Source organism: Haloferax sp. S1W (assembly GCF_044593955.1).
Classification (GTDB): Archaea; Halobacteriota; Halobacteria; order Halobacteriales; family Haloferacaceae; genus Haloferax.
Genome location: NZ_CP172596.1, coordinates 77,818 through 94,869, shown reverse-complemented (window position 1 = coordinate 94,869; position 17,052 = coordinate 77,818). Strand labels below are relative to the sequence as shown.

The following is a 17,052-nucleotide window of genomic DNA, read 5'->3' as shown; positions in this document are numbered from 1 at the left end:
CTCGTGGTACCCTCAGTAGTTAATCGGGCTGCAGTGTTCTCAAGAAAGCCGCATCGAGCTGTTTGGTAATGATGATGTAGGGTGGCTGATGTCTATCACAACCCGTCTGAGGAACTCCCGAATCGGGTTGTGGTTGAGAGACCACTGTCACGATTACTGGCGAGTTGTCTTGGTTGTTCAATGCAATAGACATCGGAGCCAACGCCACTACCAAAGTGTCTGTCGGTGGCTTCAGATGACTCCCAGCGGTCGTCGCCTCGCAGCACGGAGTGGCTATTTGGTCCTCGGAGTTGTATCTTAGACTAACATGTACGACGAGATACTCGTTCCCATCGATGGAAGCACCGGTACCGAGGGGGCGGTCGTTCGGGCACTCGACCTCGCACGAATCAGTGACGCGACCGTCCACGTCCTGTCCGTCGTGGACACCAGCGCCGACCCACCTGGATTGGCCGCTCGTGACCGAGACGAACTCCGGCAGTATTCGGAGAAGCGAGGGCGAGAGGCGACCCAGGAACTCCAGCAGCGGGCGTCTGATAGGGGGCTTGACACTGTCCGGACCGTTTGGAGAGGAACCCCCCACCGAATGATTCTGGAGTACGTCGATGAGAACGCCATCGACCTCGTGGTGATGGGCACGCACGGACAATCGGAACAAAAACGCCGTCGGTTGGGAAGTACGACTGAGCGTGTGATTACCTTCGCCGACGTGCCGGTACTTGCAGTGCGACTCGCTGAGGACGTACCGATACCCGAGGAGGGTTACACCATGTACGACCACGTTGTCGTCCCAACCGACGGCAGCGACGCGGCGGAACGCGCCGCCGAACACGGATTGACCATCGCCGAACGGTACGGTGCCGATGTTCACGTCCTGTATGTCGTCGACACCTCCATCTACGGGCTGGAAGACGCGCCTCGAAGTATCGTCGGCCTTCTGGAGGAAGGCGGTCGGAAAGCCGTCGAAGGCGTCGCCACGGTGGCCCGCGAGCGGAACCTCCCTGTGACGACTAACATCCTCCGTGGCGTTCCCGAGACAGAAATTCTCGCGTACGCTGAGGGAGTCGGTGCCGACCTGGTCACGTTGGGAACTCGCGGCCGGAGCGCTGGAACCGACCATCTACTCGGCAGTACGACCGCCCGTATCGTCGGTCGAACAGATGTCCCGGTGTTGACAACTAATTGAGGTGGGTGTTCAGGGCCTTTGTCAGACCTGCGAGTCGGTCCCCGCCGAACAACGACCGCTGTACGTCTTTCCCGTCGGCGAGCGCAGGTGACGGAGCCGTTTCGCAGGCTGGAGTCACAACCTCACCGCATCTCGTCACTCTCCTTCGAGCATCCATCCGAACCGCTTTTCCCAGTACGTCTCGTCGCGAGGCTTCTTCGTCCTCCCGCGGGTCTTCTCGTCGCGAATCTGTCGCGCAACGACCTCCCGAGCCTGATTGATCGCGTGACTCGCGCCGTAGCCCTCACCGGAACCAATGTACAGACCACGGTCAGTGTGCAGGCGAATACGCGCGAACAAAAGCGGCGTTCCACGCAGCTTCTCGTCGTGTTCGTGGAGGTGAATTTTGGCATCCAGCACGTTCATGCCGTGGTCCTTGTCGTCGAGGCCGTCGATTATCGTCACGATTTCGTCGTACGAGATGTCGTCCAGTAGGTCGGACCCGTAGAGTTGGACCGCCCGGTTGCCGCCCACCTCCCACGTCAACGAGTCGAGCACGTCGGTCTTCGTCAGGATACCGGACGGTTCCCCGTCGACTTCCACGACGAGCGAGGACCCTTCGATGGCGAACATCTCAGTGACGGCAGTGTCGAGTGTCGCCAACGGGTCGATAGTCCGGACTGGTGAGGTCATCACGTCCCGAACCGGCAGGTCGAGAACCCGGGTGAGTTCTCCTTCGCGGGCGCCGAAGCCGCCTCTACGCGCGCGACCAGCGCTACTCGCCAGCGACCCGCCGAACGAGTCCGTCCCGCTCGCGTCGCCACCCTTGCTCTGACGTTCCGATCTGACCGTGAGGCCAACCACGTCGTAGAGGCTGAGGATACCGACTACTGCGGCGTCGTCGACGACGGGGAGGTGGGTGATTTGGTTGTCCCGGAAGCGGTGGAGCGCTTCGCCGATGGTGGTGGTCGGTTCCACCGAGACGAGGTTGCGGGTGTAGACGTCTTCGACAGTGGCCGCATCGAGGAATGGCTGGACCGCCTCGAGTACGTCGTCTTCCGTAACGACGCCGACCACCTCGCGACCATCGAAAACCGGCAAGAGCTTCGAGTCGCTATCGAGCATAAGTTGTGCGACCTTTCGGATGTCCTCGTCGGGTGTCAGACGAGGGACGTGCCAGACGAGTGATCCGACTTTCTCGTCGGGCTGGTGGTGTGACGTCGCAAGTTGCCGCCGCGTGATGACTCCTTGGAACTTGTCATCATGGACGACGACCCCCTTGACGGTGTGGTCCTCGAACGCGCCGGCGAGTTTGGAGACTTTCGTGTCGGGTGTGACTTCGACGTAGTCTTTTGAGACGATATCGGTGATGTTCATCGTGATTGGGTGGGGCTCTCTGTTAGTTGGATACGATTCGGCTGGGTCTGGACGCCGATACATAATGATTGACTGCGTAACGACAAGTGTTTAGCTGTCACTTCTCCGGACTGGGAACGTGAAACGATATCCCGTGGTCGGCGCAACCGAGACGCCGCGTCGGGTGATGGCTACGACTGTCAGTCCAAGTAGGTCATCGCCTCTTTGTCGGACACCTGTCCGAACCGCTGGTAGAACTGGCCGACTCCCATGAAACTGCGTGGCGTCCGGAGACACACCACGTCGTCGGCTATCTCTCGTAGTTGGGTTATCGTATCGGGTGGGCCGACCGGTACCGCGACAATGATTCGCTCGGCGTTAGCGTTCCGGACCTGCTGGATACACGTGAGCATGGTCGACCCCGTCGCCACCCCGTCGTCGACGATGACGACCGTTTTGTCGGCGACATCGGGGGCTGGTCGGTCACCGCGGTAGCGCTCGGCCTTCTTGCGTGCCTTCTCTGCTTCCTCTTTTCTGCGTCGTTCGAAGTACTCTTCGTCTCCGCCGGTACTCCGGATGCCCTCCTCGTTTCGCCACACGCTCCCGTCGCTTGCGACGGCACCGATTGCGTACTCCGGATTACCGGGGGCCCCGATCTTCTTTGCGACGACGATGTCGTGTGGTGCGTCGAGTGCGTCCGCGACCGCTTGTCCGAGCGGCAGGCCTCCCCGAGGAATCGAGAGGACGATGTCGGCGTCTATCTCGCGCTCACGGAGTTCTGCTGCGAGCAGGTCTCCGGCCTCACCCCTGTCCGCGAACTGGCTTGACTCTCCCATTGCCCTAGCTAGGGATACGTACTACAGTCTGATGTAGCATGGTGCATTCCCACGAGGCTGGAATGATAGCTCCTCGACAGCGTCACCGAGAAAGTCGTCCGACTCTCCGATGCTCCGGTGTTGACGGTTCGTTTGCCAGTCGAATCCTCTGATGAGCCCTCGTGATTAGACGTGTATAGATATCGGAAACAACTAGTTTCGGGGCACCTCGGATACTGCCCTCCTTGGGGTGTTCACTATTCAGCTTCACTGGGTGTCTCGATACTGTGTCGGAACGCACGTCGCTCCCCAAGGTGGCGTTGCAGATATCGATAGATAGGGAAGAGGTACTCCTCGATTCGACCGGAGACGCTACTCGTGCTCGCGTGGATTAACACCGGGATATCCGTGGAACGAGCCAACTCGATCGTCCGATCTGGTGTACTGCCGAACACCCAGCGCCGGAGCCGACGGTCACGGGTCGCTCCCATAAACAGCAGTCCGCCATTTCCTACAGTCGTCGAGACCAGCCCTTCGGCGACTGTGTTGGCAGTCACGTTGTGTACCTGAAGCGACTCCACCCCATGGAGTGCCGAGACGGTCTCGTCGACGGGCTCGGCCGTCCCACCCATTTGCGGGTCGACGTTTATGATATGTACCTCTGCACCCTGACCGCCCAGCCGATTCACGATTGGCAACAGGGCGAGATGGTGCGGACCGCCGCCCGCACCGACGTTTATGGTTGAAAGGTCGTCGACGACGTCCACATTGCTCGTGAAGAAGACCCCACACGGGGCGTTGTATTCGATGGTTTCTGTGATTGTCGGGCGCTCCTCCGGGTAGCCCATCAGAATCTGATCTGCCTGGTCGTCCCGGGCCGTCTGGAGGATGTCGAACGCAATGTCTCGACAGATATGCCCTTCGACAGTGTACTCCACGTCCACATCGGCATCGGAGAGTCGCTCTTTGATGCGCGCAGCTCGTTCTTGGGCTGTCCCGCGGACGATCTCGTTGGGTGTCTGGTCGGGGATGTGAGTGACGTTGAGGACCTGTACCAGTGGCTCGTCGTCTCGTCCTCGACTCAGCATCTCCGCGAGATGGACGTAGGAGACCGCCCGCTCTGGGCGTGCGACCGCGATGAGCATGCGGAATCGCTCTGTCTCCGCGTCTTCCGCGCCACCACCAGTTGGAGCACCGCTAATCGCGCCGGTAGAAGTGTCAGGGGCGACAACCTTCTCAATAAGCTCTTCGATGTGGGGGGCGCCGCCCCAGATGAAATACGCGACCAGAAGTCCAACGGTGAATACGGCACCAACGACAACCCCAACGGGTGGAAGGTTCAAGATAAGCGCGAGATTAGCCAGAACTCCGACCACGGGAAGGGCAGGAACGAGCGGCATCGAGAACCCACGTTCGATGTCTGGATGGTTCCGTCGGGAGTAAATCAGCGCGATATCCACCACGGCGAGGGGGACGAGGAGATTGAACGTGGCGAACCCGGTGAGCGGTTCGAGTCCGAGGAGGTGGACGCCGAGCAGTCCGTGCTCCGAGAAGAGCGTGATGAAGGCAAAGTTAGCAGGCTGATTGTCGCCGTTGCCGTCGTGACGCTCCAGAACGGCGTATGATAGTCGCGGTGAATACGGGCAAACCGCCGTGGGGCATGTCCCTGTTGGCCCATGAGCGATCCGATGCCGCTTGCGGCGAGGATCGACGCGTTCGAGGCGCTCACCATCGAGAAGACGGCACCGGCGACGATGAGCAACTGTCCCCACGGTCCGAGGAAGGACGCCGCCACAGTCCCCATCGCCGTCTCACCCTGTGCGAGCACTTCGCGGGGTACCGGAGCGTTCACCATCGCGATGATGACGAACGCGTACAACACTGTGACGGTGATCATACTCGCAGCGATGGCTCGGGGGACAGTCTTTCGAGGCTCGATGATCTCACCCGCGCTCGCGGCGATAGCCGAGAAGCCGAAGAAAGTGATGAACGCTAAGGCAGCGACCGAGACGATACCCACAGGTTCGACCTGGATGTTCGTCACGAACGATGTGGTCGCCTCCGCCGGTCCGGCGAACGCAATCGCTCCGGCGATGAAGACAAACAAAACGCCCACCTTCGCGCTCGTGACGATGAGCTGGAATATTCCGGATTCCTCGGTCCCACGAGCGTTAAGCAATCCAAGTGTGAGTGCGGCCAGAATTCCAACGCTTCCGTGGGGCAAGACTTGGAGTGACTCTGGAAGGATGAATCGGAAGAACCACTCGTCCATCGTTGCGAGGTAGAACGCCGTTGTACCAGTATATCCGAGAAAAAGCGACATTCCGACGCCATATTTGACGCGGTCTAGCTCCTCGAAGGTACGCGAGCAAAAGAGATACCCGCCGCCGTTTTCGGAGTATATCGAGGCGAATTCAGAGTAGGCTGCGGCAGTGATTCCAGCAACGAGTGCTGCGAGGATGAACGCGACGACGGCACTCGACCCGATTCGGAAGACAGCCGTTCCGGAGAGCGAAAAGATTCCGGCCGCGATCATCGTCCCCAATCCGATCGCGAACGCGATTTTGAAATCGAGCGTCCGCGTGTGCTCAACCATAACAGCCATTCTGTTTGTTTGTTAAGTTAATAAATCGGCAGGGGGAGTACCACTGCGAGCCACCCCGCCCACGCACTTCACACGGAGACAGTCATCCGTTATCGTGACACCCTCCCTGGGAACGGTTATACGTCGCTTTCGGCATCGGAATCGAACGGACTCCGCTCCAGATAGAGGTATTCGAGCAGAAAGACCAATTAGACCTGTATGATAATGACTGCCAGACGCCTCTCCGTCTCTCACTCTCCGCTGTGAGACGTTCCCACGGATATTTATCGCACGCGTCGTGTTGTCTGAGTATGTTCAGAATCGGTGCTCACGTCTCGATCTCAGATGGCTTCGAGGCAGCCGTCACGCATGAGTCCGAACTGGGCGGGAACTGCGGGCAGATTTTCGTTGGGTCTCCACGCGGATGGGCGGTCAGTGAGGTCGACGAGACGGAGGCCGCGGCGTTTCGGGACGCTGCTGACGAGCAGGACGTCGGTCCCTGGATTGTCCACGGCACGTACCTTATCAACCTCGCAACACCGAAGGACGACCTTGCGAGCAAGTCCCTCAACTGCGTTCAGGACGAACTCGATGCCGCGGCAAAGCTGGACGTTCCGTACTACCACAACCTCGGAGGATGGGTTATTTTAGCGTTGATTTGCCACTGGGTTAGTCTATATTACGGGGAAAGTGGGCTAGAAAAGTTATTCAAATCGGCTAATTCTCCGCAATTGTCAGAAACCAATCCAAATATTCCGTATAGAGATAGCGCCACCGCTCACGAGGGGCAAGCCGGAGTGTTCGTTCACTTAGTCCGGCGGAAGCAGCGCCGAAGAAATCAACTCAACACATTCGCCAGCGGTTATCACAGGCGCGTAGTCCATCTCCCCGTCAGCACCAGCTTTCAACAGAAAGTCAGTGAGCCGCCAGATGTTATAGAGAAGCACGGCGAACACGAAGTAGAACAGCCGAACGCGGTAGTCCTTCGAGGAAGTCTTCGCTAAGAAATCGTGTTTGATGCTCTTGTATTCGTTTTCAATCTGCCAGCGGCTACTGTAGCGCCGACAGAACGCTTCAGCCCCTTCCGGCTGAACATGAACATTCGTCGCAAAGACGGTCGTCCCATCAGTCTTCGTCGAAGGGACGTACAGAAACTGCATCGCGTGCGAACCTTGCTCGACGTGGACAGACGCTGACTCAACAGCGACTTCTTGGCCGTCCCGCTCCATCTGCTCAATCGCTTTCCGCTCTGAGCTAGTGATCCGTTTAGGAATCAGGTAGTTCACGCCAAGGTCCGAGAGTGTCTGAAACACTCTCATCGAGTCGAACTCACGGTCACAGAGTACCATCTCGATAGGCACGTGTTCTTTCGCTTGACGGACTAACCGCCGGACAACACGGTGGATTCGATTCGGCGGATTGCTGTCCCACCCCGAACTTTCACGAATCGGTTCGACAGCTAAGACCAGCGGGACGTTCTGACCGACAATCGAGAGGGTAGCGAATTTGAATGCACGCTCGTCTCCGTCTTTCGTCCCGCTTACCATCGACATTCCTTCAACATCACCGAAGTAGGGAACAGTTGTAATATCGAGTGCGACAGTCACTGGCCGCCGAAACGAGACTTCGGACTCAATTACTGAGAGTAGCTGGTCAGTAGCGATGTTGAACCCATCGAGAAGTGATTCACCATCGAATTGCTTGACTGCCCGGAGATGGGTATCACCGTGAGGGCCGAACTCTTTCCCGCGTCGGTACTGAAAGCGTGCTGCGCCTTGTGCGGTTCCACAGCCGACCATTCCCATGAACGTCTGTAACTCGAAAAACCGAGAGTCATCATACGACGAGTTCTCTGCCCTACCAGAGTCGAACGGATTGAAGCAATGCTCACGAGCAAGGCGAGTCGTGCGGAAAATCTCTTTATCGTCGAACGGGACTCCCTGCTCTTCTCCACTTCCAGACTTCTTTGAGCCACGTTCTTCGGAATCAAGGACTTCGTGCTTAGGACGTACTTCGGCAACAGACGGGCCAAAGTCGTGGATGTTTTTGACGAGAAGGTGTGCCCCTCGTTTGACAAACTCACGAATGGCGTCGTCGAAGCGATTACGCCACGTTCTCGACAAGACCGACACATCGGGAATACGGTCGAGACCAACCGCTGAGGCGAGTTCGTGGTGGTTGGAGAGTTCTCGATAGCTGTCCCCGGTAACTTCGCGGTAGAAGAAGAGTTTGAGTATTCCCTGAAATGAGTACGATACTGGATGCCACTCAGGATAGTTGTCTTCCAAATTATCGGTACGGACTTCAAGTTCTTCGAACGCTTCGAATAGTGAATTGTTGAACTGGAGAGATTCTCGAAGGTCAAGACCGACAAGAAAGGCATCAGTCATTCGAGCGGCACGGGCATTCATGTTCTCTATGTGATGAGAACTACAGAAATGGTACTTTAATTGTTGCAATCTCCTTTGATTGTTGTAATCTATTTAAATTGTGGTCATTTTAGAGTCGGTGTTGTATTATTAAATTCAAATATCTTAGCAATTATTCTCCTTCCAAGTAGACCACTATTTATCTGTACATAGAATGCATATTTACCAGGAGAGATCTCATTTTTATTAATAGGAATGATTGTATTCTCAAAGTCTCCAGAATATCCAATATCTACTTTCCAAGACCAAGACTCGCCACGTTCTAATTTCTGAGCTGAACTTCCAGTGAAAGAATCTTCTATTAACTTCCAACCACCCTCTGTTCGCTTTGCTAATCCACGTCCTGGAAATTCCGGTCCAAACCTAATTGGCTCAAAACTATTATTTATGATTGTAAATGATGGTGAATCAGTAAGTGAGTAATTTTCTGATTTACTGTGAATATATGGCCTTGTTGAACTAGGCTCGTTGCAATACGTAGTTAAACGATTGCTCAAGTTCGGACAGTCTCTATTCGACTCAGAAGTACAGCCAGAGAGAGTCAATAATACTATTGCTGAAAGAAATTTACGCCGGTTCATAGTTACCAGTTGACCCACTGTCAATTAGATGTGTTGGCAGACGCCCATCTCAACTTACTTTGTGTCCTTAGTATAAATCATAATCCTCAATATCCGTTTATAAAATGTACTCGCAAAGTATTGTAGAGACTATTTTATCGGATTAGTATTTGACTTACTTTCACACTTCGACCGGGTCGTCTTGTTCAATTCTTGGAATATGTGTCCCTCGGGCATCCCAAGATGGGTTACTACCAACTGCATCAGCGTGGACGCCAATGATATAAACATCATCATTGCTGTCCTTCTCAAAGTAGCAACCACCAGAATCTCCTTTATCTGTTTGTGAGTCGTACCTGTGAATCTCTACTTCATAGTCATCAAAGTTATCAACTCTAGCAGTTGTACGTCCTGAAGTTCTACCTTGTTGATACACAGTAGTCGAATTTTGACAAAGTTCTTCTATGCGATCAATTGGGGTATGGCCTTTTATTGGCCACCCCATATAATCGTTGAAGGTGCTATTACTAGCAACGTCCCACTTTGTATTCCTTCCATCATTTTCAATGACTGCGACATCATATCCAGATACGTGTCTTGCTTTGTAGCTCTCCCCTACTGCTCCATTGTTAGCATTACTAGGTTGGTACGCCCTTTCATCTTCGTTGGCATTGACACAGTGACCAGCAGTTAACCATCCCCAAGTAGTTTCAGTTGGTTTGTAGACGAAACAAGGAGTACAGTACGTACACTGATTTTCAGTCCCGAGAATGAAGGTTCCGGCCGCACCAGCTGGTACGTCATCATACTTCTTAGTATAGTAGTCCGTTTGGACCAATCTCGTTTTTTCAAATTTGATTGGGATGTTTTCTACTTCAACAGAATTTTTGCCATATGAGATACTTTCGCTGGTTGATGATGGCAGTGATTCTCGAAGTGAATTCAACACATCATCTGCAATATTCTCTTTCTCCCCATCCTCATAATATCTGAATTCAACAATTATTTTAAAATCCCTCTTATTTTCCTTTTTATTATTACCAATCCTTACATTCACATTATCTGACTGAAAGCTTTTCCTGACGCTCTCGTTCACACGCTTATATGCCTTCTTGGCCCCCTCAATTTCTGCCCAATCTTCACGAGGGATAGTGTGGTAAACTCCCTCTCGCTCCAATTTGATACTCTGGCCTTGTTTAGCGGCTTCAACAACTTCTTCGTGGTTGGTATGTTTGATATATTTCAGCCGTGGGACCTCGTTTTTTGGATCGTCAGTTAACTGAGCAAGTGATTCTTTGCTCATGTACTGAAGAGCTGTAGCGGTGACACCTAAGTTTGCTAGAGTTTTGACAAACCGACGTCGGCCGAACAAATTGTAATTTGTCATTACAAATGACTTATTGATTATTATGGTTATAAATCTAATCAATGTTAAAATCACATGACGAAAGTCACTAATCAACTGATTTCAAGTTACTGCACCCAATTCCGCAAATTTGTTGTTGAAATTAAGTTGTGCCTTCTGTTCAAGCATACCGAAACTGAAATAGGAGCAGTCTACCGATTCCGATTTTACGTCACTCAGGAAATTTTCCGAGCTTTCTCATTGTGGTGAATTCGAAAAATCGCGAGATGAGAGCCTAATCAGACCAAACCAATGTGAAAATAAGACACGCAACAAAACCCAAACTCCGAAACTGTGGTACTACGTGTTCCACCCCGGAGCGCATACTGGCTCCGGCGAGGAGACTGGCATCGAGAATGTCGGTGAGCGGTTGTCCAATGTCGACATCCCGAGCGACGTAACGCTCCTGCTGGAGAACACGGCCGGAAAGGGTACCACCGTCGGCAAGCGACTCGAAGACCTCGATGACATGGTGGAGACATCAGCCTACGAATACGGTGACCTCGGTATCTGCCTCGATACGTGCCACCTCTTCGCAGCGGGTTACGACTTTACCGACGAAGCAGCGATGGACGACCTGGTCGACAAGGTCGATTCGACCGTCGGCATCGAAAACGTCCAGTATCTCCATCTCAACGACTCGAAGCATCCTCTCGGCTCCGAGAAAGACGAGCACGAGCACATCGGGGATGGAGAAATCGGCGAGGCAGGCTTTCGCCAGTTCGTCAACCATGACGCGCTTCGCGAGAAGCCAATGGTCCTTGAGACGCCCGAAGACGAGAGGGGGTACGCGTGGAATATAGAGAAAGTGACGGAACTCCGAACCGGCGACTGACGGGAACCCATTTGCGAACGTGTTTCTGGCAGTGATTCTGTGAACTCCCGGAGTGTAGGGGTTGAGACCACTCGACAATGTTGCTGAGACCGTCCTGCATCGGCGGTATCTCCAATAGAACGAGGAGGGAACCGTGGTTGAAACGCCATCTGAAATGTTTCATCGTATCGCTGCAAATCTCGCGATGGCCGAGGCGCAATTCGGTGGTGATGTCGACACGACCGAAGAGCGATTTTACAAGGCGATCAGCAATCTCGATTTTCTCTCAAATTCGCCAACGCTGATGAACGCTGGAACCGAAATCCAGCAGCTTGCTGCCTGCTTCGTCCTCTGTCGGACCTCGCCAAGAGCAGCGCGACGAAGCGACGGTCCAGAACCGCGTGGATGGGCTGCGGTCGAAGCAATTCAGTATCGTCGAATTCGAATCCGGCGTCTGAGAAACCATCAATTCAGTGGTAGTACAGGTATTACAGACATACCTGTGTAACTGATAACTAACATACACAATCGCCATCGGTACCTGCGACGACAGACAACCACCTACTGTTCCCTTTCATACTCTCGGCAAAGACTGGGAAATGATAACAAGTTTATCAATCTGTGTGGCGAACCGAGAGTAAGGGAGGAATGATGTCCGCGACGTCACAGTCAACGCGGTTACCGGCCACAGGCCGGGTGAGATGAAAAACGTTGGAAGCACAGGGTTCTCAATGCTCACGCCCCGGCTTGTGATACGCCGAATGAACATCGTTCGCTCCGGTTTGATTCCTTGCTGAGAGGTGCGGTTTTCACCGAGTACACCAATACGACATATGTTTGAGTGCTTTACTCATTCGGTTGTCTGGCAGAGACAACTGAATTTAGTAATGTGTGGCGATATTCGCTCTCCAAACAGATAAACCACATAATGCTATATTGAATTGCATTCGGTCGAAGACAACGCTGGCAGCGTTACCACCTACAGAAGCCAATCCGGACACTGTTCGCGGTCGGGAACAGTGGACTGACGAGCGCAGGTTTCCTTGGACAGTTCTTGTCTCCGCTCGTCCGATTCTCGCCATTGGCAAGGGGAACTTCACGATGGAGATACGGTCGGATACGAATCCACCGTCGAACACCTTCGAGACCATCCGAGACCGGACGACACAGGGGTGCCCGTGAATGCATAGGTGGCGCACTCGACGCGGGACGACCAGAGCGAACACTGAGTGAACTACCTTGTGTTCAAGTTCACTTCGTCCCGAAGTGAGGAAGGACTATCGTACTATCTGTGCTATGTATATGCATGCCAATTCGAACTGCGACCGAAGACGATGTCGACGCTATCCTTCGGGTAGCGGAACAGTCTTGGAAAAACGATTATCCGGAAATCCTGACCCGTGAAACGGCCGAGACAGCCGTTACTGACTGGTACATTCCCGAGCAGATTGCGGCCGAACTCTACAAGAGCCAAGCGCGGATTCTCGTTGCCGAACGCGAGGACACAGTCATCGGGTTCGCACACGTGACGTGGAGCAACGCCGAAAAGGTGGGGTATATCCTTCGGATTTACGTTCACCCCGACCACCGCCGAGAGGGCATTGGACGTGAGTTGCTCGAGCAGTCATGTACTGACCTCGAGGCGCAGAACGTCGAACGGGTTAACGCGATGGTCCTCGTAGAGAACGGTCCCGGTAACGATTTTTACAAACGGTTCGGGTTTGAACACGCCGACGAACGTGAGACGATAATCAGCGACAAGCCCTATCCGGAAAACAGGTACGTGCTCGAACGTCCGTTCGAATTGGACGGCGACTGACCACGTTATCTGTCTCCACTCCGACCCACTCCGAGTGCTTCAGGTTCGATGAACGTGATATCGCTCGCCCGAACGGCTGTGACTGGCGGATTCGTTATCTTCCGGCAAAGACAAGTCGGTGTTCCCGGAAGACCGGATTGACCGTCGGTCTCGACGGTGTCCGCGGAGCCGATCAGTCCTCGCCGCTGCACAGAGACGGCGAGCGAGTCAGTCTCTTTTTCGGTCAATCCTCGTTCGCGACGCACGTCATCGACTGTTAAACACGACCTCCGCTCCGCAGGCTAGGGTTCGTCGTGGTTTTCACCAACGTGGTGGTCGTCCCCCTCATCGTGTATGGTGCCGTCTGGCGGCAGCGGGTTGACCGGGGCGACAATAAGCAACGAACAGACCTGAACTGAGTCGAGGTGGGCTACTTTTAAACCCACAATTCGAGCTAAAATGGTCAACTAGAGGTGCGGCGGCGACCTGCTACAGCTCGTCGAGATACCTTTCGAACCTCGCTGCGGCGCGTTCGAAGGGAGTCTCCGATTGGATATCGATGCCGAGTGCCGAAAGCGAGTCGAGTGGGGATCTGCGCCCGGTCAGTCGAAGGAACTGCCGGTAGTCCTCGGATACTATCGACTTTTCTTGGAGACGCTCACGAACTGCGAGTGCCCCAGTTGCACCGAGTACGTACTGATAACTCGAATAGGGTATCCGAAGACCGACCCCCTCAACCCGGTCGATAACTCCGTCACGGTCGTAGACCGGGTCGAACTCGTCGAGTAGGTCGTTGAATAGTTTCCGTGCCACCTCCGGTGTCAGTATCTCTCCGGATTCGATTTTTGTGGCGAGAGCGTGGTTATACGCCGCAGAACGGGCGTTTCGATACAGATTTCCTGCAATGCACTCGACTAGGCGATTCTGGGCGTGGGCAGCGAGTGGGCCACCCTCCTGTACACACTGCTCTGCTAATAGTAACTCGTGCAGAATCGAGGGGATCTCACAGATAGCGGAGGGGCTTGTCGCATACCGTGCCGGGGACACTCGATGAGACGCGACGTTCAGTGCATGACCGAGTTCGTGCGTGATGTAGAACATCGTTCTGACATCGCCTCGGAAGTTCGCAAGAACGAACGCGCCGTCTGCTGCCGAGGACGGACAATATGCTGGAATATCGGTTCGTTTGTTTTGCGTCGGGTACACGTCGATACGGCGGTCGGTGAGGAAATCTCGCGCTCGGTCCACGTACGCTTCTCCAAGCGGTGCAAGTGAGTCTGTGATATGCTCCAACGCGTCCTCGTATTCGATATCCGGGGCGGACGGTTCAGCGAGCGACACACGACGGTCCCACGGGCGGAGCGTCTCGACATCAAGCCTTTCTCGCCGTATCCGTTGTGCTCTGTGATACGGGCCGAGGTTGTTTCGAACCGCGTCGAGGAGCGCATCGTGAATGGATTCGGGGACGGCGAGTTCGAGACCGGATTCGGGATACGTGCCTCGAAGGTCTCGATGCCGGATGGAGTCATATCCACGCAGTCTGGACTCCGTGTCTGCTGCAGAGAGTTTCTCTGCGGACGCTCGAATCGTCGTTGCAGCGAACCGGTGCCACTCCGTGTGATACGCTTCGTACACACGCTGCCGGTAGGCTCGGTTAGGGTGGGACAACTCCGTCTGGTAGTTCCCGTGTCGGATTTCGACGGATTCCCCGTCGGGACGGTTCACTTCTGGTGGGTCGAAATCTTCGGTCGTAATCGTTCGAAGAACCCGGTTCGCTCCGGATCTGACCGCTCCATGCTCGCTAATAACCGTTTCAACGTCCTTCGGCCGGACATGGTTCGCCTGTGAGCGGAGGTTCTCTGCGTAGTAGCGGTAGTCTGCTAATGGCTCGACGAGTGAGGCGAAGTCGTCGTCGTCGATATCGCCGAGTGCTCGACGGACCGACGACACGACGGGGTCGAAAGCAGCTTCTAAGTCCCTGAATTCGAGTTGGCGTTTCTCCGCAGCCTCGGAGTCGGTATGAACGTTCCTCGACAAGGTTGCGTAGAGGTCGAGTCGCTGGCGAAGTCGATGACACGATTCGGTTTCAGAGAGGAGTTCTCTAAGTTCCGCGGTTGTCCCCGGGGGCTCTGTTGCCAGATTGTCAAGGTTCTCTACCCTTTCGAGGAGTTCGTCACAGGTGGTTTTCCATTCGTCTGGGCTCTCGAAGATTGTGGTCAAATCGAAACGGTACTCGGGGCTGACTTCAGTTCGGGCTGGTAGTTCCATGCGTATTGTCGGAGCAGTCGCTGGGTGGATATCGACGATAGCAGCGGCAGTGGCGGCGTAATCGAGCGCCAAAAAGGATTAATTGGTCATGGATCTGCCGTCGTTACTCGCTGGGTCTCTCCGAGATGATATAAATATTCCGTCAGTTATCGGGATCGGACCGAACCAGTTCGGCACAATGCTCAACCGAATTTGACGGGTCGGTTAGAAAAGATGCAACCTATGACACCCGACGAGCAGACTGCGGTCAGAAAGCACACGTATCGAAAGCTGCAGCCGAGAGGTAACCAGCAGTTCGGAGGTGAGCAGTAATGCCTCGAATCGACTTCGACGCCGAGCGAGTGTACGACGACGACCGGTTTTCCGCACAGGCTGGATTCCGAAGCGAGCGCGTGAAAGTCATCTGTGGCTATTTCGAGCCCGGACAGTTCATTCCGGTTCACGCGCCGTCGAGCGACCTCGTGGTCGACGTTCGGTCGGGGACCGGAATCGTCCGGGAGGGAGAAACCGACCACCGCGTCGAACCGGGTGACATCATCACCGTTCCGGCGGACACGAAACGCGGTATCAAAGCTGACGACGATTCGAGGCTCGAAGCGTTGCTGGTGACTTCGCCGCCGCCGACAGACGAAGAACACGACCCAGTCCGTCGGGGACTCGCAACCGGTGAGTTCGAACCGATGGCAGCCGACGACTGAGCGGCTGTCGTTTCGTCTGTTCCATTCTCCTACCCGCTTCTCCTCTGTCTCTCGTCGAACAGTGCGCTGAGCGAACGTGTTCGGGCGAATAGCTACGTCCGTCTCGAACGGAGATATCGGTAGCAAGTGGTGAGTACCATGATGACAGAAACAATCGACCCAGACCGACAGGTGAGTTCGTTTGTCGAAGAGACACTGGCGTTCGCGCCCGTCTTCGAGGAGTTCGGTATCGACTACTGCTGCGGTGGCGACGTACCGCTCGCAGTAGCCTGCGAAGCGGCTGACGCAGATATCGACGCTGTTCAAGCGCGACTCCGTGAAGTACAGGAGAATGCAGACGACGAGTCGTTCGAGTGGGACTCGTTGGCAGAACTCTCGGACCACATCGTTTCGGCGCACCACGACCGCCTGCGTGAGGAACTCCCCACGCTGGAGGCACTCGTCCACAAGGTTACGAAAGTCCACAGCGAGGACCACCCTGAACTCGAGTCGGTCGAACGGGAGTTCGTCGCCCTCGCCGAAGAAATGCAGACGCACATCGTCGAAGAAGAAGAGGACCTCTTCCCAATCGCCCGAAAAATCGACGACGGCGAGTCGCTGACCGACGACGAGACTCGAACCATCGAACGAGAAATCGAAGGGTTCGAAGACGACCACGAGGCGACTGCCGAGCGCCTCGAACGGCTTGCCGACCTGACCAACGGCTATGCGGTTCCGGAGGGTGCGTGTGCCAGTTATCGGAGTATGATCGAACGCCTCGAAGAGTTAGAGCGGGACACCCACCTCCACGTCCACAAGGAAAACAACGTCCTCTTCCCCGCCGTCGAGTCGGCCTTCGACGCCGACGCCTGAACCCTGACGCCAGAACATCAACGCCAGAGAACCGACACCAAAACCGAACCAGGGGTCGCGCCTCCGATTCCAGATACTCCTTTTAACGTCTGAAATCTAACTGGACTTTCAGAGAATTCAAAGAGAAAAACATACCGAAAAAAGACGCTAACAACGAAAAAGACTGGTATTGACACCGTCTCATCCACGTTCTATCAAATATTTTATGTAGATTCACGGGGCATTTCGAATGAAGTGTCACAAGGGTGTCTATTTCAATCGTGGCAGTGCTCGGTACCGTTGACGACCACTCACAGATAGCCTGATTC

The 17,052-nt window shown here is 54.8% G+C and carries 12 protein-coding genes and 2 pseudogenes; 7 read left to right on the top strand and 7 right to left on the bottom strand.

Annotation, left to right across the window (positions count from 1 at the left end; genetic code table 11):
* Positions 1 to 307: 307 nt before the first annotated feature.
* Entirely contained in the window at positions 308 to 1,186 is an 879-nt protein-coding gene (locus ACH9L7_RS16620; protein ID WP_396613558.1) for a universal stress protein, read from the top strand.
* 135 nt (positions 1,187 to 1,321) lie between these two features.
* Here the strand turns inward: ACH9L7_RS16620 and ACH9L7_RS16615 are convergent, their stop codons facing one another.
* The 3 genes and pseudogenes from ACH9L7_RS16615 to ACH9L7_RS16605 all read right to left on the bottom strand — a co-directional run bounded on the left by ACH9L7_RS16615 (position 1,322) and on the right by ACH9L7_RS16605 (position 5,932).
* A complete protein-coding gene (locus tag ACH9L7_RS16615) occupies positions 1,322 to 2,542 on the bottom strand; it encodes a CBS domain-containing protein (RefSeq protein WP_396613557.1) in 1,221 nt (406 codons plus the stop codon).
* A gap of 179 nt (positions 2,543 to 2,721) precedes the next feature.
* Positions 2,722 to 3,357, bottom strand: coding sequence for a phosphoribosyltransferase (locus tag ACH9L7_RS16610; RefSeq protein WP_396613556.1), 636 nt, complete (start codon positions 3,355 to 3,357; stop codon positions 2,722 to 2,724).
* 236 nt (positions 3,358 to 3,593) lie between these two features.
* A pseudogene (locus ACH9L7_RS16605) lies at positions 3,594 to 5,932 on the bottom strand (amino acid permease).
* Between the two features lie 299 nt (positions 5,933 to 6,231).
* Between ACH9L7_RS16605 and ACH9L7_RS16600 the strand changes: the two are divergent.
* Positions 6,232 to 6,498: pseudogene (locus tag ACH9L7_RS16600) on the top strand (endonuclease IV); the annotation flags it as partial.
* Positions 6,499 to 6,729: 231 nt separating this feature from the next.
* Here the strand turns inward: ACH9L7_RS16600 and ACH9L7_RS16595 are convergent.
* The 3 genes from ACH9L7_RS16595 to ACH9L7_RS16585 all read right to left on the bottom strand — a co-directional run bounded on the left by ACH9L7_RS16595 (position 6,730) and on the right by ACH9L7_RS16585 (position 10,212).
* Positions 6,730 to 8,331 carry a transposase gene (locus tag ACH9L7_RS16595; protein ID WP_396613641.1) on the bottom strand — a complete coding sequence of 534 codons (1,602 nt, stop codon included), beginning with the start codon at positions 8,329 to 8,331 and terminating at the stop codon, positions 6,730 to 6,732.
* Between the two features lie 83 nt (positions 8,332 to 8,414).
* On the bottom strand, positions 8,415 to 8,930 hold the full coding sequence (locus tag ACH9L7_RS16590) for a hypothetical protein (RefSeq protein WP_396613555.1): 516 nt from the start codon (positions 8,928 to 8,930) through the stop codon (positions 8,415 to 8,417).
* Positions 8,931 to 9,090: 160 nt separating this feature from the next.
* Positions 9,091 to 10,212: a hypothetical protein gene (locus ACH9L7_RS16585; RefSeq protein ID WP_396613554.1), complete on the bottom strand. Its 1,122-nt coding sequence runs from the start codon at positions 10,210 to 10,212 to the stop codon at positions 9,091 to 9,093.
* Between the two features lie 406 nt (positions 10,213 to 10,618).
* Here ACH9L7_RS16585 and ACH9L7_RS16580 point away from each other — a divergent pair, with 406 nt between their 5' ends.
* From ACH9L7_RS16580 to ACH9L7_RS16570, 3 genes are all read left to right on the top strand, one after another.
* On the top strand, positions 10,619 to 11,149 hold the full coding sequence (locus tag ACH9L7_RS16580) for a deoxyribonuclease IV (RefSeq protein WP_396613553.1): 531 nt from the start codon (positions 10,619 to 10,621) through the stop codon (positions 11,147 to 11,149).
* Positions 11,150 to 11,282: 133 nt separating this feature from the next.
* Entirely contained in the window at positions 11,283 to 11,636 is a 354-nt protein-coding gene (locus tag ACH9L7_RS16575) for a ribonucleotide reductase N-terminal alpha domain-containing protein (protein ID WP_396613552.1), read from the top strand.
* A 798-nt stretch (positions 11,637 to 12,434) separates the two neighbouring features.
* Positions 12,435 to 12,947: a GNAT family N-acetyltransferase gene (locus ACH9L7_RS16570; protein WP_396613551.1), complete on the top strand. Its 513-nt coding sequence runs from the start codon at positions 12,435 to 12,437 to the stop codon at positions 12,945 to 12,947.
* Positions 12,948 to 13,415: 468 nt separating this feature from the next.
* On the opposite strand, the gene ACH9L7_RS16565 is transcribed toward ACH9L7_RS16570, so the two are convergent.
* The gene (locus tag ACH9L7_RS16565; protein ID WP_396613550.1) at positions 13,416 to 14,963 is read right to left on the bottom strand and encodes a M3 family oligoendopeptidase; all 1,548 of its coding nucleotides are present in this window, start codon (positions 14,961 to 14,963) and stop codon (positions 13,416 to 13,418) included.
* Positions 14,964 to 15,505: 542 nt separating this feature from the next.
* Here ACH9L7_RS16565 and ACH9L7_RS16560 point away from each other — a divergent pair.
* Together ACH9L7_RS16560 and ric are read left to right on the top strand one after the other, a co-directional pair.
* A complete protein-coding gene (locus ACH9L7_RS16560) occupies positions 15,506 to 15,892 on the top strand; it encodes a cupin domain-containing protein (RefSeq protein WP_396613549.1) in 387 nt (128 codons plus the stop codon).
* 138 nt (positions 15,893 to 16,030) lie between these two features.
* A complete protein-coding gene (gene ric, locus ACH9L7_RS16555; RefSeq protein WP_396613548.1) occupies positions 16,031 to 16,744 on the top strand; it encodes an iron-sulfur cluster repair di-iron protein in 714 nt (237 codons plus the stop codon).
* The last annotated feature ends 308 nt before the right edge of the window (positions 16,745 to 17,052 follow it).